Here is a 24562-nt window from a genome sequence, read left to right as displayed (position 1 = left end):
GGACGTTAGGTACGGCGTGGTGAGGTGACAAGGCGAAGACCTCCGAGTGAAGTGCGAGCTGTCTAGGAACGCACCAACCCACCTCGGAGGTCTTCGTGGTTCACCGTAATGCCCCTTTGTCCGAAACGGGTCGCTTGAGGCTGGCTCGGTGCATCGTCGATGATGGCTGGTCGCTACGCCGCGCGGCCGAACGATTCCAGGTATCGGTAGGCACCGCCGTCCGTTGGAGGGACCGCTACGTCGAGCTGGGCGAGGCCGGAATGGCCGACCGCAGCTCACGACCCCATCGCAGCCCCAACCGCACCCCGACACGGACCGAACGCCGCATCATCGGGGTGCGCGTCACCCGCCGTTGGGGACCGGCCCGAATCGCCTACCTGCTGCGACTGAACGTCTCCACGGTGCACAACGTGCTGCGCCGCTACCGGATCGCCCGACTGCGCTGGCTCGACCGCGCCACCGGCCGCGTCGTGCGCCGCATGGAATCTGCGGCGTGCGGTGATCTGGTGCACGTCGATGTCAAGAAGCTGGGAAAGATCCCCGCCGGCGGCGGCTGGAAGATGCTGGGTCGCTCCGCAGGTAAGCGCAACGCCCAAGCCGACAAGACCGGAGCCACCAATAAGTACCGACAGCCGTTGCGGGGCTATCACTTCCTACACACCGCGCTGGATGCGCACTCCCGTCTGGTCTTCTCCGAGATGCTGGCCGATGAACGCAAGGAGACCGCCTCCGAGTTCTGGGAACGCGCCAACGCCTGGTTCGTCGAACAGGGAATCATTGTTCGAAAGGTGTTGACTGATAACGGATCTTGCTACCGGTCGCATGTATTCCGCAAGGCGCTAGGCGATGACATCGAACATCGGCGCACTCGACCCTATCGGCCGCAGACCAACGGGAAGGTGGAGAGATTCCACCGGACCCTGGCCGATGAGTGGGCCTACGCCCGGCTGTACACCAGCGACCAACAACGCTGCCAGGAGTACCCGCGATGGCTGCACAACTACAATCACCACCGCGGCCACACAGCACTCGGCGGTCAACCACCAGCCAGCCGCGTACCTAACCTCTCAGGTCAGTACACCTAGCCGAGCAGGGCGGGCAGCCGCTGCAGCAAGCCGGGAAGGACGTGTGCGGCGTTCTCCCGCAGGCACACCGTCGCACTCGCCGACAGCGGTGTCGGCTCGGGGTTGACCTCGATGACCGGGATGCCGTGGGCCACGGCCAGCTCGGGCAGACCCGCGGCCGGATAGACGACCGATGACGTGCCGACCACCACGACCAGGTCGGCGTTGACGACGGCGTCGACCGACTGTTGCCAGGCGTCGTCGGGGAGCGGCTCGCCGAACCACACGACATTGGGCCGGATCAGCCCGCCGCAGGCCGCGCAGCTGGGCGGATCGACGGACTCGACCGGCTCGGGCATGTCCGGGACCGCGTCCAGATATGCCGAACCGCATTGGTCGCAATGGAATTCAAACAGGCTGCCGTGCACGTGGTGCACCCGGTTGCTACCCGCACGCTCGTGCAGATTGTCGACGTTCTGGGTGACCACGTGCACGTCGGCGTAGTCCTCCCACGCCGCCACGGCGCGGTGGGCGTTGTTGGGGTCGACCGCGTTCATCATGTGGTGGCGCCACAGGTACCACGCCCACACCTTCTCCGGGTGGGCCTGCCAACCCTGGGCGCTGGAGATCTCGTACGGGTCCACCTTGGCCCAGAGCCCGGTCTCGACGTCACGAAACGTCGGCACACCGCTCTCGGCGGAGATCCCCGCGCCACTGAATACCGTCACCTGCACTCCACCAAATTAGCCGCTGTGGGTGATACTGGGCACGTGGCCGAGTTGGGGGATTGGGTACGCGTAGATCCGCACGCTGCCAGGCCGCTGTTCGACCAGCTCAGAACGCAGATCATCGCAGGTGTCCGGGATGGGGAGCTCGCCCCGGGGACCCGGCTACCGACGGTCCGTGAGCTGGCCGGTCAGATCAACCTGGCAGTCAACACCGTGGCACGGGCCTACCGGGAGCTCGAAGCCGCGGGGATTCTGGAGACGAGGGGGCGTTTCGGGACGTTTGTCGCACGGGCTGACCCGGCGGACGCGGCGATGGCGACCGCGGCGCACACCTACGTCTCGACCGCCAAGGCGCTCGGCGTCACCAAGGGCGACGCACTGCGGTACGTGGAGACGGCCTTCGGCTGATCAGCCGAACTCGAGCAGCGTCATCGTCGGCCTGATCGGATCGAGCAGGGGGACACGTTGCGACGTCCACAGCAGGGCGTTGATCAGCATCCCGCGGGCGCGTTCGGCAGGCACGTCGTGGACGGCGCGCACACCGGGCACGGTGTTGACCAGGTCGGCGGCCTCGGCCACCGACAGCGTGAACGGCATCGACGGCACCCGGTACCGCAGTGACGTCCGCAGGCCTCGGCGGGTCAGCGCGGCCGTTCCCGACGGTGGCAGGTCGAACATCATCCGCCCGCCGGGAAACCGCGCCGCGCACGCGGTGATCAGCGCCATGGCCTCGTGCGGTTGCAGGTACATCAGCAGGCCCTCGGCGGTGATGAACACGCCGTCATCGGCATTGACCTCGTCCATCCAGCTGAAGTCCAGCGCCGACTGCGCGATCACCTGTACCCGGTCCGAGGCCGGCAGCAACTTGCTGCGCAGCTCGATCATCGGGGGCAGGTCGACCGTCACCCACCGGAAGTCGTGGCCGACGTCGTTACCCGGCGCGTCGAGCCGGTAGAAGCTGGTCTGCAGGCCCTCGGCGAGCGCCACCACCGTCGCCTTGGGCCGGTCGAGCAGGTAGCGACGTGTTGCCTTGTCGAATGCCAAGGCGCGCAACGCCATATCCTGACGTCGCATGAAGCCGAACTTGGCGAAGTCGAAGTCGATCGAGTCGACGAGGTGAATCGCCATCGGATCATCGATGAGACCATCGGGTCGTCGGGCCTCGGTGGCCCGGACCATCAGCGTCATCAACGCGGTCTCGGATACCCCGCTCAGGTCGGCGGTGTGTTTGCCGGTGTCGGTCATCGATTCATCCTTCGCGGTGTTGTCGTCATGCGCCGAATTCGAGCACGGTCAGACTCGGACGGGACCTGCGCAAAACTCCACGATCCAGTGGGGGCCAGGCCGACACCTTGAACAGCCCCCGACCCGGCGGAAGCGGCTGTTCGTGTGCCGCGGTCACGCCGGGGATGCGCCCGGCGAGTGCGAGACTTTCGTCCGCGCTCAACGCGAACGGCATGGGCGGAGCGACGTAACGGCCGGAGAGCTTCATGCCGCGCAGCGTGCGGCGGCTGAACCAGTGCGGGATCGAGTCGAACATCATGGCGCCGCCGGGGAAACGGCGCGCGCAGTCGCGGATCAGGCCGAGCGCGTCGTCGGGCTGCAGATACATCAGCAGTCCCTCGGCGGTGATGAACACGCCGTGCGTGTCGTCGACCCGATCCATCCAGCTGCGGTCGAGGGCCGACTGGGCGATCGGGACGATGCGCTCGTCGGCGGGGAGAACCTCGGCGCGCAGGGCCATGACCGGCGGAAGGTCGATGGAGTACCAGCGTGACCCGTCGATCACATGCTGGTGGTCGAGGCGCCAGAAACTGGTCTGCAGACCTTCGGCGAGCGCCACCACGGACGCCTGCGGGTGGCGTGCCAGATAACCGCGGGTGGCGTCGTCGAACGCCCGGGCGCGCAGGGCATGCGGCTGGCCGGGACGGCCGAACTTGTCGTAGTCGTAGTCGATGGTGTCGAACACGGTGATCGCCCACGGATCGCGAATCACTCCGTCGGACCGCTTGGCCTCGGCGGCGCGGTTGCGCAATGTCCACAGCGTGGTGGCCGAGACGCCGTCGAGAACGCTGCCGTCGATCGGAGATAATCGGTGCACTCCATCGATCATTCCAGGCGCCCGGAAGTCGTAGGCTCGTGCCATGACGCGCGATGTCTTCGATGACAAGCTGCTGGCGCTGCTCGCAGGCAACTCGCTGGGTGTGCTGGCCACGCTGAAGTCCGATGGCCGACCTCAGCTGTCGAACGTCTCGTATCACTTCGACGCCCGCGCGCTCACGATCACGGTGTCGATCACCGAACCGAGGGCGAAGACCCGCAATCTGCGCCGCGATCCGCGCGCCGCGATCCACGTGAGTTCCGACGACGGTTGGGCCTACGCGGTGGCCGAAGGCGACGCCGTGCTGACTCCGCCGGCCGCCAACCCGGATGACGACACCGTCGCGGGGCTGGTCGAGCTGTACCGCAACATCTCGGGCGAGCACGAAGACTGGGACGACTACCGCCGGGCCATGGTCGACGACCGCCGGGTACTGATGACGCTGCCGATCTCTCATGTGTACGGCATGCCGCCGGGGAAGCGCTGACGGATTACGCTGCGTCCATGGCATCGAATGAGTCCGCCGCCTCCGGCGAGGACGACAACAAGCGCAAGTTCCGCGAGGCGCTAGAGCGCAAGAACGCCAAGGCGTCCAGCGGTGCCGCCCCCAAGGACGGCGGCAGCAAGCAATCGCGCGGCGCGCATGGCCCCGTCGAGAACCGCCGGGAGTTCCGCCGCAAGAGCGGGTAGGTCAGTCTCCGCGTCGTTCATCGGCGAGCAGTCGGGCCGCGACCAGCGCGGCGACCATCGCGGCGACGCAGTACAGGCCGGCGTCCTTGAGTCCCCAGCCGACCGACGCCAGCGTCGCCGCACCGGCGACGCACAGCAGCACGCCCACCGCGGCGCTGCGCCTCCCCGGCCTCGCGACGAATCCGCCGTCCCACCGCGGGAGCGGACCGTTTTCCAGCGGCCGGAGTGCGACGAACGCCGCCGCCACCGCGACCGTCATGATCAGCAGCTGAAAAACCGACAGCGCAAGGAAGTTCGGCGCATGCGGATCGAAGCGCGGATACCCGAGGTAGGCGAAGGCCAGATGCATGCCCAGCAGCAGCGGGATGTGCCAGAGATACAGCGTCATCGCCCCTGAGTTCCCGATCGCCGTCAGCCACCAGACGCGGGGTCGCCGCGCCCACCGGGTGATCGCAGGAGCTGCCGCGATTGCGCACGCGCACAGCATGATCGCGTGTCCTGCGAGCAGCAGGGACGGCGGTGACATGTTCTTCAGTTGCTGGGTCTCGATGCCGACGAGGCTGAGTTCATAGGGGCCCAGCGCGACGAGGGCGACGTTCACCGCGAACATCGCGACTGCGACGGCGAGCGCTGTCCTCGCGCTCAGCAGCGCGCGCCGGTACGCGACACCGAACATGCCGGGTATCAACCACATCGCCAGGTTGAGGTAGCCGAACAGCGGCCACACCTCGGTGGTGATCCGGATGGCGTCGACGGCCGCCACGAGGCAGTAGACGGTGCCGGCGGCCACCACGAAACGGCCCGTCGTCGTGATACGTGCCAGTGCCGGCACCGCGGCGAGCACCAGAACGTAGGCGCCCAGAAACCACAGCAGCTGCGTGGAGATGCCCGCGATCGGCTCGTACACGTGCACGGGTAGCACCCACCGCAGCGCCGTCAGCGTCACCGCCCAGAAGGCCAGGTAGTAGAACACCGGTCGGTACAGGCGGGTGCACCGGCGCATCAACCAGTTGCCCCAGCTGGTGCCGGGCGTCCACGACTGCACCGTCGCCGCGACACCGGCGAAGAAGAACAGCGGCATGATCTGGAAGATCCACGTCAGCGCCTGGAACACCGGCGACGCGGTGAGCAGGTTGTCCCAGATGAAGACGTTGTCGCGGATCATGCTGGTGGCCATCACGGTGTGGCCGATGACCACACCGACCAGCGCCACGATCCGTATCACGTCGATGGCCCGGTCGCGGTCGGGCGGCGTACCCGCTTCCACGTCGCCGGGACTCGGGAACAGCGTGGCGGCGCTCATGTCGCCCACAGTAGGGGCGCTCGGGCGTCGCGGGTCTAGGTAGTTGTACCTGGTTCGGCGAGCTCAGGGCGTCGGCGACGTTCCTGGATGAGGATGGCGATCAGGCACAGCAGCGCGAGCACCCCGACGATCGCGGCGAACATCTCACCGGCGGCCTCGAGGCCCCACTGCTGGGCCGCGGCACCCATCCCGATCACCGGCAGTGACAGTGCCACGTAGGCCACCAGGAAGTAGGTGGAGCTGACCTCGGCGCGGCGGTCGGGCGGCGTGTGCTCGGACACGGCGGCCAGCCCGCGGCCGAAGCTCAGCCCCTGACCCGTGCCGGCCACCAGGGCCGCCACGATCAGACCCCATAGGGACGAAAAGACCAGGGCCGCAAACAACATGGCCATCGCCACCACCAGCAGCGCGCTGCCGACGGCGACGGCGCGCTGCGCCTCGACGCGTACGGCGGCCGGCGCGACCAGTGCGGCGGTCAGCACCATCAGGCCGGCCACGCCGCCGGCGACGGCGTGGTTGTCGACGCCCATCAGCGTCGAGACGAACGTCGGTGCGACAGAGGCGAACATCGCGTTGACGGCGAAGCCGGCGAAGGCCGCGGTGGCGGCCACTGCGAACACCGCCCGCGTCTGGGGCGGTACCGAGAGTCGCTGGACGCCGAGGCGGCCGTGCCGTTCGGCGGTCTCCGGTACCCGCAGGACGGCCGCGACCGCGACGACGACCAGTGCGGTGTGCAGTGCGAAGCTCAGATGCAGCGGCGCGGGCGCATACTGGATGAGAACGCCCGCCACGATGGGGCCGAGGCCGAGACCGCCGAGATTGGCCAGCGTGGCTATCGCAGCCGCGCGGGTACGCCAGTGCGCGGGCGCGGACTCCACGATCGCCGCTGTCGCGGTGCCGGCGAAGATCCCCACCGAGACGCCGGAGAGCACCCGGCCGACCAGAAGCACAGGCACGGAATCGGCCACCAGGAACACCACCGAGCTGGCGATCGCCACGCCCGCACCCGCCACCAGCATCGGTTTGCGGCCGATGACGTCGGACCACCGCCCGAACACCAGTAGCGCCGCCAGCACCGCGCCCGCGTAGGTGGCGAAGATGATCGTGGTGGTGAGCACCGAGAAGTGCATCCGGTGGCCGTAGAGCTCGTACATCGGCGTCGGCAGCGTGGCGCCGATCATGACAGCGGCCATCGCGTAGGTCAGCAGCGCGAACCCGTACCTCCGCGGCGCCGCCGGGGTCCCGTCGGACGGGCGGTTTGCGGCGATCTGCTGGACTGCGGGCACGGTGTGCTCAACGCCCAACCGCCGAAACGGTATTCCACGCGGCCGGGGCCGGTTGGTCGCGGAATACCGTTTCGGCGGAAACGAACTAGTGGACGACCGCCTTCTCGGCGCCGATCCCCGTCAGCGACCGGACCTCCATCTCGGCGGCGACCTTCGGGTCCTCATCGTCGGGCGACGTCAGGGTGCCGATGATGCCGAGGAGGAAGGCCAGCGGGATGGACACGATGCCCGGATTGGCCAGCGGGAAGAAGGCGAAGTCCGCGCCGGGGATCATCGCTGTCTTCGAGCCGGACACCGCGGGGGAGAAGACGATCAGAATGATCGTCGAGATGAGACCGCCGTACATGCTCCACAGCGCGCCGCGGGTGTTGAACCGCTTCCAGTACAGCGAGTAGACGATCGTCGGCAGGTTCGCCGCCGCGGCCACCGCGAAGGCCAGCGCCACCAGGAACGCGACGTTCTGCCCGTTGGCCAGGATGCCCAGCCCGATGGACAACGCTCCGAGCACCACAGCGGTGATCCGCGACACCCGTACCTGCTCGGCCTCGGTGACCTTGTGGCCCTTGCGCAGCGTGGCGTAGATGTCGTGCGCGAAGGACGCCGACGCGGTGATCGTCAGACCGGCAACCACCGCGAGGATGGTCGCGAACGCCACCGCCGAGATGACCCCGAGCAGGATCACGCCGCCCAACTCGAAGGCCAGCAGCGGTGCCGCCGAGTTCACGCCGCCTGCCGCGCTGAGAATCCGGTCGGGACCGACCAGCGCGGCCGCCCCGTACCCCAGCACCAGCGTGAAGAGGTAGAACGCGCCGATGAGCGCGATGGCCCATACGACGGAACGGCGTGCCTCCTTGGCGGTGGGCACGGTGTAGAAGCGCATCAGCACGTGCGGCAGCCCCGCGGTGCCGAGCACCAGGGCGATCGCCAGCGAGATGAAGTTGATCTGCGAGGTCAGGGAACCGCCGTACTGGGCGCCCGGCGCCAGCACGTCGCGCTCGGCCACCCCGGCGGTGGTGGCACCGCTGATCGCCGACTGCGCGGCACCGAGGATTTCGGAGAAGTTCAGCCCGAACTTGGCGAACACCATGATGGTCATGGCGCCCGCGCCGGCGATCAGCAGGACGGCCTTGATGATCTGCACCCATGTGGTGCCCTTCATGCCGCCGACCAGGACGTAGACGATCATCAGGATGCCGACGACGGCGATGACGACCGATTGACCCGCCCGGCTCTGGATGTTGAGCAGCAGCGCCACCAGGCCGCCGGCACCGGCCATCTGTGCCAGCAGGTAGAACAGCGACACCGTCAACGTGTTGGTGGCCGCGGCGAGGCGGACCGGCCGTTGCTTGAGTCGGAAGCTCAGCACATCGGCCATCGTGAATTTGCCGGTGTTGCGCAGCAATTCGGCCACCAGGAGAAGAGCGACCAACCAGGCGACCAGGAAGCCGATGGAGTACAGGAACCCGTCGTAGCCGTACACCGCGATCGCGCCTGCGATGCCGAGGAAGCTGGCGGCCGACAGGTAGTCACCGGCGATCGCGATGCCGTTCTGGGTGCCCGAGAAGCCGCGTCCGCCGGTGAAGAACTCGTCGGCGGTGGCGTTCTTCTTGCTCGCCCGGATCACCACCACCATCGTGACGATGACGAACAGGCTGAAAATGCCGATGTTGGCGATCGGGTTGCCGACCACTTCGGACTGAGCCAGGACGGTGGTCATCGGAGTTCTTCCTCCAGGTCGGCGCGAATCTTGCTGGCGCGCGGGTCGAGTTCACGGTTGGCGAAGCGCACGTACAGCCCGGTGATCAGAAAGGTCGACAAGAACTGGCCCAGCCCGATGATCAGGCCGATGTTGATGTCGCCCCACACCCGGGTGCCCATGAAGTCGCTGGCGAAGGCGCCGAGGGCGACATACACGGCGTACCAGATGAGGAAGATGGCCGTCATGGGAAAGACGAAGCGGCGCAGCCTACTTCGAAGCTCCTGGAACTCGGGGCTGGCCTGCACTTCGAGATAACGTTCGCCACTGATTGCTTCCGGGCGAATAGGTTGATCTGTCTCGGACACCTTGCTCTCACGCTCCTGACTGAAGTGAACCGGCTCTCCGGAGAACCTAGTTGAGATGTGGGTCACATACCCAACGGGTACGCACGTCATACGGTGAGGCCCGGAGTCGCTGCGGTGAGCGGTCGATCGCCGACGACGAACGGCGGGGGCGGCTCACCCTCAGTGGCTGGTGTCCGCGCGAGCTCACCCCTTCGGCATCCGCTCGATCACCATCCCAAGGTTCTCGGGCACATGCATCCGGGCGAATGTCTGCGCGACATCGGCAGGCACGGTCGCGCGCGTCAAGCGGCTCACCAGGATCATCGTCGCGAACGCGAGCGGGACACTGACCGCGGCGGGGTAGCCGATCAGCACGGCGGGCCAGCCGCCGAGCGCGGCCTCGTCGATGCCGCCGGCCACGGCGACGGTGACCGCGCCACCGGACAGCAGGCCGCCGACCACCAGCCCCCATGTCGCGCCCATCGCCGTCAGCCCCCGCCACCAGATCCCCAGCACCAGCAGCGGACACAGCGTCGACGCGGCGACCGCGAACGCCAGACCCACGCTGCGGGACAGTTCCACTCCACCGGACGCCGCCAGCGCCAGCGGAATCGGGATCAGGCCGCCGATCAGCGCGGCCAGCCGGAAATCGCGCACCCGGCCCGGCAGCACGTCGGTCGCCAACGCGCCCGCGAAGCTCACCAGCAGACCCGACGACGTCGCCAGGAACGCGGCGATGGCACCGGCCGCCACGAGCGCGGCCAGCAGCTGTCCCGCGACCCCTCCGATCGCGGAACCCGGCGCCAACAGCACTGCCGCGTCGGCGGTTCCGGTGATCAACAGCTGCGGCACGTACAGGCGTGAGAACACGCCCAGCAACGTGGGGAACAGATAAAACAGCGACAGCAGCGCGATCACCGCGAGCGCGGTGCGCCGCGCCGCGCGCCCGTCGGGATTGGTGTAGAAGCGGACGAGCACATGGGGCAGTCCCATGGTGCCCAGGAACGTCGCCACCATGGTCGCCACCACCTGATACAGCGGGTGGCTCCCGCCGAGGCCACCGCCCGAGGCGATCCAGTCCGAACCCGCACTCGGGGTGCCCGCGACGACCGGGGTCGCCGCGCCCTCGGCGAGATTAAGAATGCTGCCGGCCGCCAGGGTGTGCTCGCCGGCCGAACCGATGGTCGCGCCCTCGACCCGCCGGCCGTCGAGCGTGCCGGTCACGGTGATCCCCGCGGGTGCGACGACCTGGACGACGACATCGGTCTCGATCGCGACGGTGGTGTCCTGCTGCACCGACGGGGGCAGCGGCCCACCGAGCTCGCCACCGCGGTCGGAGAGGAACAGTCCGGTCAGCGCGAGTGCGGGGATGGCGACCGCGGTGAGCTTGAGCCAGTACTGAAACGCCTGGACGAAGGTGATCGAGCGCATCCCGCCCGCCACCACGTTGGTGATGACGATGGCACCGACAGCCACGGGGCCCAGCCAGACCGGAACGCCCAGAAGTGTCTTCAGGGCCAGGCCTGCGCCCTGGTACTGGGGCACGAGGTAGAAAATGCAGACCACGACGACGACGAGCATCGCGACCTTGCGTAATCGTGCCGAGCCGAGCCGGAACTCGGCGAAATCGGGGACGGTGTAGGCGCCGGACCGGCGCAGCGGCGCCGCCACGAACAACAGCAGACCCAGATAGCCCGCGGTGAATCCGACCGGATACCACAGCGCATCGGCGCCGTACTTGGCGATCAACCCTGCCACGCCGAGAAACGATGCCGCCGAGAGATATTCGCCGGAGATCGCCGCGGCGTTCCACTGTGAGCCGACAGTGCGCGACGCGACCAGGAAGTCCGACGTCGTCCGGGAGAACCGCACGCCGTAGGCGCCGATCGCGACCGTGGCGACCGCGGCCGCGAGCAGGGCGGCAGCCGTCAGCGCCGTGTTGGTCATGGTTCGGCGTCGACGACGCCGACGAAGTCCCGCTCGCCCTGCTCGGCCAGCCGAACATAGAACCAGCCGATTCCGTACAGCAGCGGGTACACCATTCCGGCCAGCACCAGCCAGTTCAGCCGCAACCCGAACACCGTGATGGCGCCGAGGCCGGGAAAGATCGCGTTGAGCAACGGAATGGCGCCGATGAGGCCCACCACCACCGCTGCCAGCCGTAGCGCCAGGCCCAGCTGGGCGCGGACCAGCCCGCGCACCAGGGCGTCGCCCACCTGGGTCTGCTCCTGGACCTCGACGCGGGTGCGGACCATGCGCGCGCCGCGCCGGTGCGCCAGGACCACCCGCTGACGCGCGGGACGCTCGCCGCTAGTCATCGGCACTCCCGGCGGGTCGCAGATTGCGCATCGGGTTGCGCACCAACCGATCGCGCAACTCGCGGGCCTGCCGTCGGCTCACCGGTAGCTCGACCGCCGGCGACGCACCGTTGGCCCGCAATCGCACCAGCACCGCGCCTTCGGTGGTGCGCAAACCTGTGACCAGGCGCAGCGCCACCAGGTAGGAGCGGTGCACCCGCTGGAAACCATGTTCGGCCCAACGGGTTTCGAGAGTGCTCAGCGGGATGCGGACCAGATGGGCGCCCGAGGCCGAGTGCAGCCGGGCGTAGTCGCCTTCGGCTTCCACCCAGCCGATGCTCTCGCGGGGTACCAGGTGGGTGACGCCGCCGAGCTCGGCCGGGATGACGTCGGAATCCGGCTCCCTGGAATCGATTTCGGCGGGCTCTTCGCCGACAGGCGCGACAGCCTGCGTCGACGTGACGCGACGGATGGCCTCGTCGAGACGTCCTTCCCGGATCGGCTTGAGCAGATAGTCGACTGCGCCGACGTCGAAGGCGGCGACGGCCTTGTCGTCGTGCGCGGTGACGAAGACGATGGCCGGCCGCTGGCTGTAGTTGGCCAGCACGCCGGCGAGCTCGATGCCCGAGAGGCCAGCCATGTTGATGTCGAGGAACACGGCGTCGATGGCACGTTGATTGAGTTCCCGCAGGGCGGACGTCGCGTCCCCCGCGCGGAACACCTCGGCGATGCAGGGGTGCTTGCCGAGCAGGTAGGCGAGTTCGTCGAGAGCGGGCGCTTCGTCGTCGACGGCGAGCACTGTGAGCGGTCTGGTCACGGCTCACTCATTTCGACCCACCCCGAACCCACCTCCGCTGGCCCGCACTCCCGACCGGAACTTCGGCACCCGCATGATGACTTTGGTGCCCGCGCCGATCGCCGTTTCGACCACCAGACCGTAATCGTTGCCGAACGCTGCGCGCAGCCGATGGTCGACATTGGTGAGCCCGACATGGGCCCCCGTACCGTCGGCTGTCGGAGTCCCGTCGGACAGGGCGTCGCTGGGCCCGACCCGCAGGGCGTCCGGGTCCATCCCGATTCCGTCATCCTCGACGGTGATGACGCAGTCGGAACCCTCGTCGCGGGCGATGAGTTCGATCGATCCGCTGCCACGCCCGGCGAAGCCGTGCCGCACCGCGTTCTCCACCAGTGGTTGAAGCGCCAGGAACGGCACGACGACCGTGAGGACTTCCGGCGCGACCTGCAGCCGCACTTTCAGTGCCGCGCCGAATCGGGCGCGCTCCAGCGTGAGATACCGGTCGATGTTGCGTAGCTCGTCGGCCAGGGTGGTGAATTGGCCTGCGGCACGGAACGAGTAGCGGGTGAAGTCGGCGAATTCGAGGATGAGCTCGCGGGCGCGGTCGGGGTCGGTACGCACGAACGACGCGATCGTGTTGAGCGCGTTGTAGATGAAATGCGGGCTGATCTGCGCCCGTAATGCCAGGACTTCGGCACGGTCGAGTCGCGCCCTGGAGGCGTCGAGTTCGGCGAGTTCGGTCTGGCTGGCGGCGTAGCGAGCGACTTCGCCGACGGCGCCGAGCATTCCGGGTCCGGGTGTCCGGGTCGTCACGACCACGAGGACGCCCAACAGGTCGCCGGCCTCGGCCAGGAGCGGTTGCGCGACCACCGCGGACGTCTTGGCGTGTGTCATCACTCGGCGCTCACCGGAGATCGACTGCCCCGCTGCGCGGTCGCACGCGTCGAGCAGTTCGTCGGCCCAGATCAGATCCTCGTCGGGGTCGCGCGCCAACAGCTGGCCGTCACCGCCGAACAACGCCAAGCCGTCCGCGCCGGTGAGGTCCCGCAGGAAGGGGGCCGCGGTCCGCGCCGATTCGGTGTCGAGGCCGCGACGCAGTGCCCTGGCAGCCAGCGACGCGGTGTGCAATGCAGCGTGCACCGCACGTTCGGTGGGCGTCGCCACGACGCGTCGGGTCCGTACGGCAGCGAGGACAGCGGCGACGGCAAGGAGGATCAGTGTCGCCGTCAATGCGATCGCGAGCTCGCCGGACATCTGTTCCTTCGCTCCTGGCGTGGTTGGCCCCACCCTAGACCGACCCGTGCGGCGAAACAGTCTTATCCGGTGCCATCATCGCGGCTTCGTGAGCCGGGATTCGTCAGGTGCGGTAACCCGGTCGGCCGCTGTCTGCTCAACGCGGGCTGCCTGTCGGATCACCTCGCGGCACGTGCGGCGCAACCCCCGCCTGCGGATGTGCCGCTGCAGAACGGGTGCCCGGTCGAGAGGCGATCAAACCCGTGGGCGCCGTGGGCGCGGCGACAGCTCAGAAGGTGTCGATGATCCGTTGCGCGATTGTCCGCAACGGAATGTTGCCCGTCTGGGACAGTTCGCGGAGCATCCCGAAGGCGCGGTCGGCGTCAATCGTGTAGTGGTTCATCAGGATTCCCTTCGCCTGCCCGATGAGGTCCCTGCCTGCCAGCGCCGTCTTGAACTGCTCCATGCTGACTGCCGTCATCATCGCGACGGTGGCCATGGTGGCCAGGAGCGCGCCCATGGCCTCGCTCTCGCGGTCCACCGTGCGTGGCTCGCGGCCGAACAGATTCAATGCACCAAGCTGGTTGTGGTGAGGAATCAGCTGATAGGACAGCGTTCCGCGTACGCCGGCTGCTGCCGCAACCGCAGCGAATGCCGGCCATCGATGCTCGTCACGCATGTCGGTGCAGCGGATCATCGCCCCTCTGGCGGCCGCTTCCAGGCATGGTCCTTGCGCGAGGCTCAGCTGCGCAGCATCAAGCTCGACGATCAGCGCCGCGGTGGCCGCCACCGAACGCGCCTCGCCGCCGTGCATGACCAGGACGTCGGCGAAATCCACGCCGTCGATCAGCTCCACGGCGCTGCCGGTGATGCTCGCCAAGGTGCGTTCGAGCGCGGTGTCTTTGGCATCGCCCTTGATCAGCTCGACCATCGCGGAACGGATCGGATCTTCGACTTTCACAGGTTGGGTCACTGAACTTCTTCCTGGGCGGTGGATCAAGAATCCGCGGTGAACCCTGGTTGTCTCTGCCCGGATGCGCTCGGACTGCCGAGCGCCGTGGCGCCCCAACCGCAGCGGCGTTGCTACGAAAACGGGGGAGAGGTGTTCGATCACGAAGGGTTCGGCTGGTCGGCTCGGCCTATTGGCACTTTCTAGTCTGCGGCGGGGTGCTAACGGCGACTAGGGACACGACCTGGCTGCGGTGACAACGAGGCCAACAATACAGGATGTGCGGGATCCTGACGCTGACCAGCTGCCGTCCCGGGATCCGTGTGCACTGCTGGTTGGCCTGCCCGTCGATCAGCACGTGGCGATGCGATGACGCCAGGCTCGGCGGCCGCTGATCGGCCGGACGGCGTGTCAAAGGCCCTGCTGCCAGCCGATTTTCGTTCTGCCAGTGGGTGCGCAGCGTCGCGGTGTCAGTTACTGGATCGGGCAGGCGTACGTCCGGGCGACGTCCATCACCCGCTCCTGAGCTCCGGGGCCGATCACCCCTTGAGCGGCCAATTCCAAACCGATGTAGCCCGGTATGCCGCCGACGCACGCTTGGTGGGAAACGCGCCACGCAGTATCCGGATTGAGGTTGTAGCCGTTGCGTTGCAAGCCCTGGAGATATGCGTCGAATTCCGGCGTCCCCTGATCCGGTATCGCGTTGGCTGTGGCGGCCAGCGTCATTGCGGCAGCTACCGCGACCACAAGAGCTGCAAGCACCCGCGTCATGTCCATCCCCCTCGGATATGTGCCCCGACCTGTGGGTACACGGTCGCACACTCCAGCGTCACAGACCCCGGAATCACCTCTGCTCGCCGCCGTTGCCGGCCCCCGGGAATCGCGGTGCCGCGCACTCACCGACCTGCTGCAGACGCTTTAGACTCACGGCGTGGCGAAACTGCAGTTAGTTCAGGAACCCGCGGCAGACGCGCTGCTGGAGGCCAACCCCTTCGCGCTGCTGGTCGGGATGCTCCTCGACCAGCAGATTCCGATGGAGGTCGCGTTCGCCGGCCCCAAGAAGATCGCCGACCGCATCGGCAGCTTCGATGCGGGCGTGATCGCGGACCACGACCCCGACGCATTCGCCGCGCTGTGCGCGCAAACGCCTGCGGTGCATCGCTTTCCGGGTTCGATGGCCAAGCGGGTGCAAGCGCTGGCGCAGGTGGTCGTGGATGAGTACGGCGGCGATGCGACGGCGCTGTGGTCCGACGGTGCCGACGGGCGGGAGGTGCTGCGTCGCCTCAAGGCGCTGCCCGGATTCGGTGAGCAAAAGGCCAAGATTTTCCTGGCCCTGCTGGGCAAGCAGTACGGCGTCACCCCGACCGGGTGGCGCGCGGCGGCCGGTGACTATGGCAAGGCGGGGTCGCACATGTCGGTCGCTGATGTGAAGGATCCGGGCTCGCTGCAGAAGGTGCGGACGTACAAGAAAGAAGCCAAGGCCGCAGCGAAGGCCGCCAAGGCCTGAGCCATGGATGGGGCGAAGGCCGCCAAGGCCTGAGCCATGGATGGGGCGAAGGCCGCCAAGGCCTGAGCCGTCAGATCCGTGAGTCGCTGCGTCCCGCGTCGAGTGCCGCCAGTTCACTGAGGACCTGCGCGACGACGCGTCCGGTGGAGGTGGCGGTGTCGAGCCCGTTCTGCAGGCAGCGCAGCGTGATCCCGCGGGTGGTCAGATCGGCGACGGTCTGCGTCACCTCGGATACCGAGCGACCCATGTGTTCGAGTGCCGTCACCACCACCACGTCGCCGGAGCGGGCATAGCTCAGCAGTGCGAGCAGTCCGGCGCGGACTTTGTCCGTCGATCCCGCGGTTCTGTCGGTGAAGATGCGCTTGGGGTCCACGCCGTCGGCGGTGAGCGCCGCGAGTTGCTCGTCGAGGTCGCCACCGCCCACGGCGGTGGCATAACCCAACGTGACGGTCACCCTTCCAAGGTCTCACGACGAGGGCACGGCGTCACAGAGACTCGCCGTCGAACGCCTCCCGGGTGGCGAACTCCGACACCGGCCTGCGGGTCAGCCTGCTGACCTGGTGCTGCGGTCTGCCGAGGGGCAGCACAGCTGCGACGGCAAAGTCGGCGGGGATACGCAGCAGCGCCTTCACCCGCGTTTCCTCGGCGACGGCCATGGTGGTCAGGACGCCGCCGAAGCCCTCGTTGCGCGCGGCGAGCAGCACATTCCACACGAACGGGTAGATCGACGCGCCCGAGACCATGCCGATCCTGTCGAGGTCCTGATCGAACGCGGCCACCACGGCCAGGTCGACACACACCACGAGGACGACGGCGGAGGTCAGCAGCGGCGTGGACAGTTCGTCGGGCACGTCGGTGGCGGCGAGCTGTTCGCCGGTTACCTGCATGGGCTGCAACGGGTTCCATGGTCCCTCGCCGTTGCGCTGCTGTGCGATGTAGCGCCGGGCTCCCGTCACGCACAGTGCACCGAGGGCTTCGCGGGTGCTGCGGTCGCGCAGCACGATCACGCGCACACCCTGCCGGTTGCCGCCGCTCGGCGCGAACCGCGCGTTGTCCAGGATCCGCTCCAGGACGTCGTCGGGGAGGGGGTCGTCGGTGAAGCGTCGTACCGCACCGGTCGTGCGCATCACGTCGTACAGGTCCATGTCGACGATCTTGTCTTATGGCGCGGCGAACGCTGTGCCATTGTTGGACTCATGAAGACCCACCTCAACTGCCCGTGCGGCGAAGCGATCACCGGTAAGGACGAGGAGGACCTCGTCGAGAAGGCGCAGGCTCACCTGTCCGAAGTGCATCCCGGACGCGAGTACGACAGGGACGCCATCCTGTTCATGGCGTACTGACACAGACACGAACGTGCATTCCCTGTAGTCGAGTCTCGGGTTCGACTACAGGGAATGCACGTTCGCGGTAAAGGTGGCCGGCTCAGGGGACGACGGTGGACCCGATCGTCGGCATGAACTGGCACTGCTTCTCGGTCGTGGTGACCTGACCGAACACCGTCGACATGATGCTCCCGGACCCGGTGTCGGCGATCGCGGTCAGCGTGGTCGGTCCGTTCGGGTTCAGATCGGGCCGGGGCTTGAGCGTGACGCTGCCCGACTTGCCGGTGGTGAGGTTCACCCACGTGGCGTTGAGCGGCAGCTTCTGTTCTGCGGCCGGTCCGGGTGTGCCGATCGCGGTGAACACGTAGGCCGTCTGACCGGGGCCGGGTCCGGGCAGCGGGATGGTGGCCGGACCCGCCACCGAGATGGCGGTCGCGAGCACGTTGCCACCGTCTGACAGGCACCCGTTGCTGATCGACGGATACAGGAAGTCCTGCGTCACCGGCGCATCCGGGCCGAATCCGGGTGCCGCGGCCACCGGTGTCGCGACCTCGGCCCCCGGTGCAGGCGCCGGCCCCGGTGCAGGTGCCGGGCCAGGTACGGGTGCCGGCCCCGGGGCGGGGACTGCGGCCGGCACGACCCCCGGTTCCGCAGCGGCCGCCGGCGCGTGCGCGACCTCGGGCAGCGCCATCGGGGCGGCGTCGGCCTCGGGACCCAGGACGTGGGCGGGATTGACGCCGGCGGGCAGGTGCGCCTCGGCGCCGGGCACCGCGCCGGTGGCAGGCACGTGGGCGACGGGCTGCGCGACGAACTGGTTGACCGCCGAGGCGACGTCACGCGACGGCTGCGGCGCCGCCATGTCTCCGGCGAACACCGCTGCCGCCGCCATCAGCATCGACGCCGCATTGGTGGGATCGGACGCGGCCTGCTGGATCACCGGCCCGAGGCTCTGCATCGCGGGCAGTCCGGGAGCCTGCAGCCCATCGATGGGCAGTGGCGCGCCCGGCACCGGAGCCGCCACCGGGTCGGCGTGAGCTGCGCTGGTCACGCCGACCATCAGCAACGCGGCGGAGGAGCACACCGCAAGTGTGGTGGTGAGCATCGTCCTGGTCGTTGACATGAGTCCCCAATACATCGGTGGTTGCTGGTTGGTGAGGGTCCGGTACGCGTTACTGCTCAGCGCGTCACGGCAGAGCCGCGAGTGGGGTGAACAGCGTCGGAGCGGCCGGCGCCGGTGCCGGCGCAGCCACGGGGGCCGGGGTCGTGGTGCCTCCGGGCAGCAGGCCGGCCAGCGGGTTGCCGGCGGGCAGCAGCGACGCGAGCCCACCCGCGGGGAGTCCCAGGGATTCGGTCAGACCGTCCAGCGGTGACGTCGCAGGAGCCGACGCTTCCGAGGGGGGCACGGTCGTGGTGTTGCCGACCGGCACCAGGCCCGGCAGCGCGGGTGTCACCGGTGCTCCGGGAACCGTGCCCTGCATCGTGTTGATCGGCTGCGGCAGGTTGATCGACGCAGTGGCCCCCGGGCCCGACACCGGCGTCGCGGGCGTGGTGGTCGCCGTCGCCGCGGGCGCCGTTCCCATCACGTTGGCGAAGGTCTGCATCAGCTGGGTGGCGGCCGCCGGGTTCGCGGCGAGCTGCTGCAGGAACGGCAGCCCGGGAACCGCGGGCGCGGGGGCCGGAGCCGGTGCGGGCTGCGCGACCGCCGCGGCACTGAACGCCACGGCAGCCGAAACCGCCCCAGCTGCGGCGATCATCGTTGTTGCGAACAGTTTTCGAGTGCGGTGCATGAACGTCTCCCATTTCCGTCGGTGGCGCTGCTAGCCGTGAATGACTCCGATGGCAGGCCTGCACCCGAAGCTAGCCTGTTACTGGAGTTACTCAAGTGACACGTGTGGCATTTATGCAACCGTTACTGATGTGAAGGCCGATGGTGACCGCTCGCTAGAGTCGGGCGGATAAACACCACCGAATCCGGCGCGGCGACCACGGGCTCCCGCGCCGCCGCGCGACTGGCGACAGCGGCGCCCGTGCTGCTGATCCTCAGCATCGCCGCGCGGCTGGCATGGACCTACCTGGTGCCCAACGGCGCCAACTTCGTCGACCTGCACGTCTACGTCTGCGGCGCTGCGGAGCTGGACGGTCCCGGCACGCTGTACGACTACGTCTACGGCGACCAGACGCCGGACTTCCCGCTGCCCTTCACCTATCCGCCGTTCGCCGCGGTGGTGTTCTTTCCGCTGCACCTGCTGCCGTTCGGCGTGGTGGCGTTCCTCTGGCAGCTGGGCACCATCGCCGCGCTGTACGGCGTCGTCCGGATGAGCCAGCGGTTGCTGTCACCCTCACCCGACCGGCGGGTGGCCATGCTGTGGACGGCAGTCGGGATCTGGACCGAGCCGCTGCGGAGCACCTTCGACTACGGCCAGGTCAACGTCCTTCTGGTGCTCGCGATCCTGTACGCGGTCTACTCGTCACGGTGGTGGCTGTCGGGCCTGCTGGTCGGACTGGCCGCCGGTGTGAAACTCACGCCCGCAGTCGCCGGCCTGTACTTCGTCGGGGCGCGGCGCTGGGCGGCCGTGCTGTTCTCCGCGGTCGTGTTCGTCCTCACCATCGGCGTGTCGGCACTCCTGGTGAGCGGGCAGACGCGGTTCTACTTCACGCAACTGCTCGGTGACGCGGACCGCGTCGGCCCGGTCGGGACGTCGTTCAACCAATCGTGGCGCGGCGGCATCTCGCGGATCCTGGGCTACGACGCCGGATTCGGCCCGCTGGTGCTGATCGGTATCGCGCTGACCGCCGTCCTTGCCGTGCTCGCCTGGCGCGCGATCGGCGGGGCGAACGATCGCCTCGGCGCGATAGTGATCGTCCAACTGTTCGGCCTGCTGCTCTCGCCGATCTCGTGGACACACCACTGGGTGTGGCTGCTCCCGCTGATGATCTGGCTGCTGCACGGCCCGCTGCGCGCCCAACTGGGCGCCCGCGTGCTCGGGTGGGGCTGGCTGGTGCTCACCCTCGTCGGGGTGCCCTGGCTGCTGAGCTTCGCCCAGCCGACGATCTGGGTGATCCCGCGGCCCTGGTATCTGGCCTGGGCCGGCCTGGTGTACCTCGTCGCCACGCTGGCGACGCTCGCCTGGATCGCTACCCGAGGATCCCGTCGATATCGCGGGCCATCTGCACGTCCTTGTCGGTGATCCCGCCCTCGGAGTGTGTCACCAGTGCGAAAGTCACTGTCCGCCAACGAATATCGATGTCGGGGTGATGGTCTTGCGCTTCCGCGTGCTCCGCGACGCGCTTGACGGCGTCGATGCCGTCAAGAAATGCCGGAAACTCCACCGACCGGCGTAACGCACCGTCGGCCCGCTCCCAGCCGTGAAGCCCGGGGAGCGCGGCGTCCACTTGGTCATCCGTCAACACAGCCATGGTGTCGAAGGTATACCGTCTGGCCTGATGCCGAACCTGACCGTGGTGGCGGGCGCGCTCATCGAGCGCGCGTCGCTTCTGGTCGCGCAGCGGTCCCGGCCACCCGAGCTGGCCGGGCTGTGGGAACTGCCCGGCGGCAAGTTGGCTCCGGGCGAAAGTGATCGGGCCGGGCTGGCGCGCGAACTGCGCGAGGAGCTCGGCATCGACGTGACGGTGGGCGACCGCCTCGGCGAAGACGTCGCACTGAGCGCGAGCGTGACGCTGCGTGCCTACCTCGTGACACAGGTTGGCGGCGAGCTGCAAGCCATCGACCACCGCGCCCTGCGCTGGGTGGCCGCGGATGACCTTGCCGACCTGCCGTGGGTGCCCGCCGACCGCGCATGGCTGCCCGCTCTGCGTGAGGCGTTGCGGTTGTCGTGACGTCCTGTGCCACAGGATCATTCACACGGTGTCGGGGCGATTCGCGAATCGCAGGCGCGCGGCCACTGCGTGTTGCCGGTGTCAATGGGGGCAAGTGCGGTGTGCGCGTGGGAGAGTTGCGTCGTCCCGGCGAGCACCGCAAGGAGTGACGTGAGCGAAGTCGACGACTCTCGCGGACCGGCCCGGGACGAGCGTCTGTGGAAGGCCGCCACGTGGTCGGCCCCGCTGGCCATCCAAGCCGTCATCGCCCTCACGGCCGTCGTCGCCTGGGTGCTCAGCAAGGTGGCGTTCACGTCGGACGACGTCCTGGCGAGCACCCTGCTTCTCACCGCGACCGGGATCGCCGTCACGGTGTCCCTGGCGGCCGGTGGAGTTCTGCTGACGCGGAGGGCGGCGACAGAGCGGGGGTATGGCCTCGGCCTTCTGGCGTCGGCCGTCGTGGTGATGATCGGAGGGGTCGGTCTTGCCTTCACGTTCTTCGATTGACGGCCCGCACGCCGCCACGGTCGCCCGCTACGGTCCCGCCGGCTTCTGGGCGTGTGTGCTGAACATGCTGGTGCTCGAGCTGATCACCTGGTTCCTGATGCCGATGTGGGTCTTCGTTCCCTTCATCGTGCTGCCGCTCGTGGCGGTCAACGCGGTGATCGCTTACGGCCTGACCAGGATTCGCGCTGCGGCGCAGATCGGACACGGGATGCTGATCTCGTGCATCGCTGCGCCCCTGTCACTCGCGCTGGCCTTCGGCGCCATCATCGTCTTCGGCGCCGCCGAGCCGCTCTAGGGCGCACTAGTAGTGCAGGCGATCCCTGGCGACCCGCACGTCCGCCCGGCGATCCGGGTGGGCGATCGCGTGGATCGGATGGGTCAGCACCGGGTGGCGGCACTGCGGGCAGGAGGCCCGGTTCTTGTTCGCCGAGCTGAATGTCAGGTGGCGACACTCGGCACATCGCACGACATAGAAGGCGCCGACCCAGTTGGCCAGGCCGAGAAAGATCGCGAGCGTGGTCAACGTCGCGAGCACGGTGACCAGAACAATGGTGAGAATCGAATAAACCGTCATGATGGGCAACCTCCGGAACGCCTGACGGATGGCATCCACGGTACGCCCGGAGAGTGCGGTCCGGCCCGGTAATCGGAGGCGGAAATCGCGCTGACGAGCGTCGTCCCCCGCGCCGAATTCGCCGTCAGGCCTTGCGGGCGCGCTTGTAGACGACGGTCAGATCCTTACCGCGGATTCCGTTCAGTTCCGCCTTGTGGACCTTGTGCAGCACCAGGGGGCAGCGTTTGCAGCGGGGCTTGCTTCGGCAACACTTCTTCTTGGGCTTGACCCCGGCAAACTTGCTCTGCTTCAAGTGAGCTGTCTCTCTCGTTTTCGTGATCGGTGCACTGCACTGCGACAATCACGACGTGGAATCACGCCCCGATTTTCGTAACGTCGCCATTGTGGCTCACGTCGACCACGGCAAGACGACCCTGGTCGACGCCATGCTGCGACAATCGGGGGCCCTCAGCCACCGCGGTGACGACGCGATCGAACGCCTGATGGACTCCGGTGACCTGGAGAAGGAAAAGGGCATCACCATCCTGGCCAAGAACACCGCCGTGCACCGGCGCCACGCCGACGGCAGCATGACCGTGATCAACGTCATCGACACCCCCGGCCACGCCGACTTCGGTGGCGAGGTGGAACGCGGTCTGTCCATGGTCGACGGGGTGTTGCTGCTGGTCGACGCATCGGAGGGCCCGCTGCCGCAGACCCGCTTCGTGCTGCGCAAGGCCCTGACGGCGCATCTACCGGTGATCGTCTGCGTCAACAAGACCGACCGTCCCGACGCCCGCATCGCCGAGGTCGTCTCCGAGAGCCACGACCTGCTGCTCGACGTGGCCTCCGATCTCGACGAGGAAGCACAGAAGGCGGCCGAGTTCGCACTCGGACTGCCCACGCTGTACGCCTCGGGCCGCGCCGGCATCGCCAGCACCACCGAGCCCGCGAACGGGGAGAACCCCGAGGGGGAGAACCTCGACCCGCTCTTCGACGTGCTGCTCGAGCACATCCCGCCGCCGCAGGGTGATCCGGAGGCGCCGCTGCAGGCGCTCGTCACCAACCTCGACGCGTCGGCGTTCCTGGGACGCCTCGCGCTGATCCGCATCTACAAGGGCCGCATCCGTAAGGGCCAGCAGGTGGCGTGGATGCGCGAGGTGGACGGCCACCCCGTCATCACCAATGCCAAGATCACCGAACTGCTGGCCACCGAGGGTGTGGAGCGGACCTCCACCGACGAAGCCGTCGCCGGTGACATCGTCGCTGTCGCCGGCATGCCCGAGATCATGATCGGCGACACCCTGGCCGACGTCGAGCATGCGCACGCGCTGCCGCGCATCACGGTGGACGAGCCGGCCATCTCGGTGACCATCGGAACCAACACCTCCCCGCTGGCCGGCAAGGTGTCCGGGCACAAGCTGACCGCACGAATGGTCAAGGCGCGCTTGGATTCCGAACTGGTCGGCAACGTCTCGATCAAGGTCGTCGACATCGGCCGCCCCGACGCGTGGGAGGTGCAGGGCCGAGGCGAGCTGGCGCTGGCCATCCTGGTCGAGCAGATGCGCCGCGAAGGATTCGAGCTCACCGTCGGCAAGCCGCAGGTGGTCACCCGGACCGTCGACGGCAAGCTGCACGAGCCGTTCGAGGCGATGACGATCGACTGCCCCGAAGAGTTCGTCGGTGCCGTCACGCAGTTGATGGCCGGCCGCAAGGGCCGCATGGAGGAGATGGCCAACCACGCCGCCGGCTGGGTGCGGATGGACTTCATCGTCCCCAGCCGCGGACTGATCGGGTTCCGGACCGACTTCCTCACGCTGACCCGCGGCACCGGCATCGCCAACGCGGTGTTCGAGGGCTACCGCCCCTGGGCGGGCGAGATCCGGGCGCGCCACACCGGCTCGCTGGTCTCCGACCGCACCGGCAAGATCACGCCGTTCGCAATGACCCAGCTGGCCGATCGCGGCCAGTTCTTCGTCTCTCCTGGTGACGACACCTACGAGGGTCAGGTGGTCGGCATCAATCCGCGCGCGGAAGACCTCGACATCAACGCGACCCGCGAGAAGAAGCTCACCAACATGCGGTCGTCGACCGCCGACGTCTTCGAGACCCTGGCGCGCCCACTGGAGCTGGGCCTCGAGCAGGCCATGGAGTTCTGCGCAGAGGACGAGTGTGTCGAGGTCACGCCGGAGATCGTCCGGGTGCGCAAGGTGGAGCTGACGGCGTCGCTGCGCGCCAGGGCCAAGTCGCGCGCCAAGGCTCGCGGCTGACCGCTCACCGAGGGTGCGCAGCGGGCGGACATCCGCGCCGCCGCCCGCCCTGGACCCACAGCCGACGGACGCCGGCCGGCGCAGGCCGAACCCG

General features: G+C 68.2%; 31 protein-coding genes. 11 read left to right on the top strand and 20 right to left on the bottom strand.

Translation table 11 applies throughout. From position 1 onward, the window contains the following. Positions 1–95 precede the first annotated feature (95 nt). Entirely contained in the window at positions 96–1085 is a 990-nt protein-coding gene (locus EL337_RS21390) for an IS481 family transposase (RefSeq protein ID WP_126316644.1), read from the top strand. On the opposite strand, the gene EL337_RS21385 is transcribed toward EL337_RS21390, so the two are convergent. Further along, positions 1082–1798, bottom strand: coding sequence for an NAD-dependent deacylase (locus EL337_RS21385; protein WP_170216928.1), 717 nt, complete (start codon positions 1796–1798; stop codon positions 1082–1084). The two genes, EL337_RS21390 and EL337_RS21385, sit on opposite strands and share 4 nt — an antisense overlap. A gap of 36 nt (positions 1799–1834) precedes the next feature. Here EL337_RS21385 and EL337_RS21380 point away from each other — a divergent pair, with 36 nt between their 5' ends. Continuing rightward, complete coding sequence (locus EL337_RS21380) at positions 1835–2200, top strand: Rv1152 family transcriptional regulator (protein WP_048633484.1); 366 nt, start codon at positions 1835–1837, stop codon at positions 2198–2200. Here the strand turns inward: EL337_RS21380 and EL337_RS21375 are convergent, their stop codons facing one another. Both EL337_RS21375 and EL337_RS21370 read right to left on the bottom strand, forming a co-directional pair. Further along, the gene (locus EL337_RS21375) at positions 2201–3037 is read right to left on the bottom strand and encodes a class I SAM-dependent methyltransferase (protein ID WP_048633483.1); all 837 of its coding nucleotides are present in this window, start codon (positions 3035–3037) and stop codon (positions 2201–2203) included. It abuts the gene before it with no gap. Between the two features lie 25 nt (positions 3038–3062). Beyond that, positions 3063–3905, bottom strand: a complete 843-nt coding sequence (locus EL337_RS21370) for a class I SAM-dependent methyltransferase (protein ID WP_048633482.1) — start codon at positions 3903–3905, stop codon at positions 3063–3065. A gap of 31 nt (positions 3906–3936) precedes the next feature. Here EL337_RS21370 and EL337_RS21365 point away from each other — a divergent pair, with 31 nt between their 5' ends. Continuing rightward, on the top strand, positions 3937–4380 hold the full coding sequence (locus EL337_RS21365; protein ID WP_048633481.1) for a PPOX class F420-dependent oxidoreductase: 444 nt from the start codon (positions 3937–3939) through the stop codon (positions 4378–4380). A gap of 17 nt (positions 4381–4397) precedes the next feature. Next, positions 4398–4583: a DUF5302 domain-containing protein gene (locus tag EL337_RS21360; RefSeq protein ID WP_048633480.1), complete on the top strand. Its 186-nt coding sequence runs from the start codon at positions 4398–4400 to the stop codon at positions 4581–4583. Between the two features lies 1 nt (position 4584). On the opposite strand, the gene EL337_RS21355 is transcribed toward EL337_RS21360, so the two are convergent. From EL337_RS21355 to EL337_RS21310, 10 genes are all read right to left on the bottom strand, one after another. Next, entirely contained in the window at positions 4585–5886 is a 1302-nt protein-coding gene (locus tag EL337_RS21355) for an acyltransferase family protein (RefSeq protein WP_048633479.1), read from the bottom strand. Positions 5887–5921: 35 nt separating this feature from the next. Continuing rightward, the gene (locus EL337_RS21350) at positions 5922–7079 is read right to left on the bottom strand and encodes an MFS transporter (protein ID WP_053086845.1); all 1158 of its coding nucleotides are present in this window, start codon (positions 7077–7079) and stop codon (positions 5922–5924) included. 178 nt (positions 7080–7257) lie between these two features. Then, entirely contained in the window at positions 7258–8889 is a 1632-nt protein-coding gene (locus EL337_RS21345) for a monocarboxylic acid transporter (RefSeq protein WP_048633478.1), read from the bottom strand. Continuing rightward, on the bottom strand, positions 8886–9236 hold the full coding sequence (locus EL337_RS21340; protein ID WP_048633507.1) for a DUF485 domain-containing protein: 351 nt from the start codon (positions 9234–9236) through the stop codon (positions 8886–8888). The genes EL337_RS21345 and EL337_RS21340 overlap by 4 nt, the downstream gene beginning before the upstream one ends. A gap of 183 nt (positions 9237–9419) precedes the next feature. Beyond that, positions 9420–11162 carry a sodium/solute symporter gene (locus EL337_RS21335; protein ID WP_048633477.1) on the bottom strand — a complete coding sequence of 581 codons (1743 nt, stop codon included), beginning with the start codon at positions 11160–11162 and terminating at the stop codon, positions 9420–9422. Beyond that, entirely contained in the window at positions 11159–11533 is a 375-nt protein-coding gene (locus EL337_RS21330) for a DUF485 domain-containing protein (RefSeq protein WP_048633476.1), read from the bottom strand. Before EL337_RS21330 ends, EL337_RS21335 begins: the two co-directional genes overlap by 4 nt. Then, complete coding sequence (locus EL337_RS21325) at positions 11526–12329, bottom strand: LytR/AlgR family response regulator transcription factor (RefSeq protein ID WP_048633475.1); 804 nt, start codon at positions 12327–12329, stop codon at positions 11526–11528. The genes EL337_RS21330 and EL337_RS21325 overlap by 8 nt, the downstream gene beginning before the upstream one ends. A 3-nt stretch (positions 12330–12332) precedes the next feature. Continuing rightward, positions 12333–13562, bottom strand: coding sequence for a sensor histidine kinase (locus tag EL337_RS21320; RefSeq protein WP_048633474.1), 1230 nt, complete (start codon positions 13560–13562; stop codon positions 12333–12335). A 268-nt stretch (positions 13563–13830) separates the two neighbouring features. Next, complete coding sequence (locus EL337_RS21315) at positions 13831–14514, bottom strand: GAF and ANTAR domain-containing protein (protein ID WP_126316642.1); 684 nt, start codon at positions 14512–14514, stop codon at positions 13831–13833. 450 nt (positions 14515–14964) lie between these two features. Next, positions 14965–15267, bottom strand: a complete 303-nt coding sequence (locus tag EL337_RS21310) for a DUF732 domain-containing protein (protein ID WP_048633472.1) — start codon at positions 15265–15267, stop codon at positions 14965–14967. 154 nt (positions 15268–15421) lie between these two features. On the opposite strand from EL337_RS21310, the gene EL337_RS21305 reads away from it, so the two are divergent. Further along, complete coding sequence (locus EL337_RS21305) at positions 15422–15997, top strand: HhH-GPD-type base excision DNA repair protein (RefSeq protein WP_048633471.1); 576 nt, start codon at positions 15422–15424, stop codon at positions 15995–15997. A gap of 70 nt (positions 15998–16067) precedes the next feature. Here EL337_RS21305 and EL337_RS21300 read toward each other — a convergent pair whose 3' ends face one another. Further along, positions 16068–16451 (bottom strand): recombinase family protein, encoded by a 384-nt coding sequence (locus EL337_RS21300; RefSeq protein ID WP_048633470.1) that lies wholly within the window; start codon positions 16449–16451, stop codon positions 16068–16070. A gap of 31 nt (positions 16452–16482) precedes the next feature. Continuing rightward, positions 16483–17142: a nitroreductase family protein gene (locus EL337_RS21295; RefSeq protein WP_048633469.1), complete on the bottom strand. Its 660-nt coding sequence runs from the start codon at positions 17140–17142 to the stop codon at positions 16483–16485. Between the two features lie 51 nt (positions 17143–17193). On the opposite strand from EL337_RS21295, the gene EL337_RS21290 reads away from it, so the two are divergent. Next, on the top strand, positions 17194–17340 hold the full coding sequence (locus EL337_RS21290; protein WP_066835917.1) for a DUF1059 domain-containing protein: 147 nt from the start codon (positions 17194–17196) through the stop codon (positions 17338–17340). 82 nt (positions 17341–17422) lie between these two features. Here EL337_RS21290 and EL337_RS21285 read toward each other — a convergent pair whose 3' ends face one another. Beyond that, a complete protein-coding gene (locus EL337_RS21285) occupies positions 17423–18442 on the bottom strand; it encodes an Rv1157c family protein (RefSeq protein WP_048633468.1) in 1020 nt (339 codons plus the stop codon). A gap of 64 nt (positions 18443–18506) precedes the next feature. Further along, positions 18507–19109 carry a hypothetical protein gene (locus EL337_RS21280; RefSeq protein ID WP_048633467.1) on the bottom strand — a complete coding sequence of 201 codons (603 nt, stop codon included), beginning with the start codon at positions 19107–19109 and terminating at the stop codon, positions 18507–18509. A gap of 168 nt (positions 19110–19277) precedes the next feature. On the opposite strand from EL337_RS21280, the gene EL337_RS21275 reads away from it, so the two are divergent. Beyond that, positions 19278–20510, top strand: a complete 1233-nt coding sequence (locus EL337_RS21275; RefSeq protein WP_083443141.1) for a mannosyltransferase — start codon at positions 19278–19280, stop codon at positions 20508–20510. On the opposite strand, the gene EL337_RS21270 is transcribed toward EL337_RS21275, so the two are convergent. Beyond that, positions 20458–20739, bottom strand: coding sequence for a 4a-hydroxytetrahydrobiopterin dehydratase (locus EL337_RS21270; RefSeq protein WP_048633465.1), 282 nt, complete (start codon positions 20737–20739; stop codon positions 20458–20460). The genes EL337_RS21275 and EL337_RS21270 overlap by 53 nt on opposite strands. A 27-nt stretch (positions 20740–20766) precedes the next feature. Here EL337_RS21270 and EL337_RS21265 point away from each other — a divergent pair, with 27 nt between their 5' ends. The 3 genes from EL337_RS21265 (at position 20767) to EL337_RS21255 (ending at position 21940) form a co-directional block, all read left to right on the top strand. Then, positions 20767–21159 (top strand): (deoxy)nucleoside triphosphate pyrophosphohydrolase, encoded by a 393-nt coding sequence (locus tag EL337_RS21265; RefSeq protein WP_048633464.1) that lies wholly within the window; start codon positions 20767–20769, stop codon positions 21157–21159. Positions 21160–21309: 150 nt separating this feature from the next. After that, complete coding sequence (locus EL337_RS21260; protein WP_048633463.1) at positions 21310–21645, top strand: hypothetical protein; 336 nt, start codon at positions 21310–21312, stop codon at positions 21643–21645. After that, a complete protein-coding gene (locus EL337_RS21255) occupies positions 21623–21940 on the top strand; it encodes a hypothetical protein (RefSeq protein WP_126316640.1) in 318 nt (105 codons plus the stop codon). Before EL337_RS21260 ends, EL337_RS21255 begins: the two co-directional genes overlap by 23 nt. A 6-nt stretch (positions 21941–21946) precedes the next feature. Here EL337_RS21255 and EL337_RS21250 read toward each other — a convergent pair whose 3' ends face one another. Continuing rightward, on the bottom strand, positions 21947–22219 hold the full coding sequence (locus tag EL337_RS21250; RefSeq protein WP_048633506.1) for a hypothetical protein: 273 nt from the start codon (positions 22217–22219) through the stop codon (positions 21947–21949). 124 nt (positions 22220–22343) lie between these two features. Further along, entirely contained in the window at positions 22344–22511 is a 168-nt protein-coding gene (locus tag EL337_RS21245; protein WP_109860152.1) for a hypothetical protein, read from the bottom strand. A gap of 55 nt (positions 22512–22566) precedes the next feature. Here EL337_RS21245 and typA point away from each other — a divergent pair, with 55 nt between their 5' ends. Next, positions 22567–24468 carry a translational GTPase TypA gene (gene typA, locus EL337_RS21240; protein ID WP_048633505.1) on the top strand — a complete coding sequence of 634 codons (1902 nt, stop codon included), beginning with the start codon at positions 22567–22569 and terminating at the stop codon, positions 24466–24468. The last annotated feature ends 94 nt before the right edge of the window (positions 24469–24562 follow it).

Origin of the sequence: Mycolicibacterium aurum (genome assembly GCF_900637195.1) — a bacterium.
Taxonomy (GTDB): Bacteria; Actinomycetota; Actinomycetes; order Mycobacteriales; family Mycobacteriaceae; genus Mycobacterium; species Mycobacterium aurum.
Note: the sequence above shows the minus strand (reverse complement) of the source record. Positions and strands in the feature narration are given on the sequence as shown.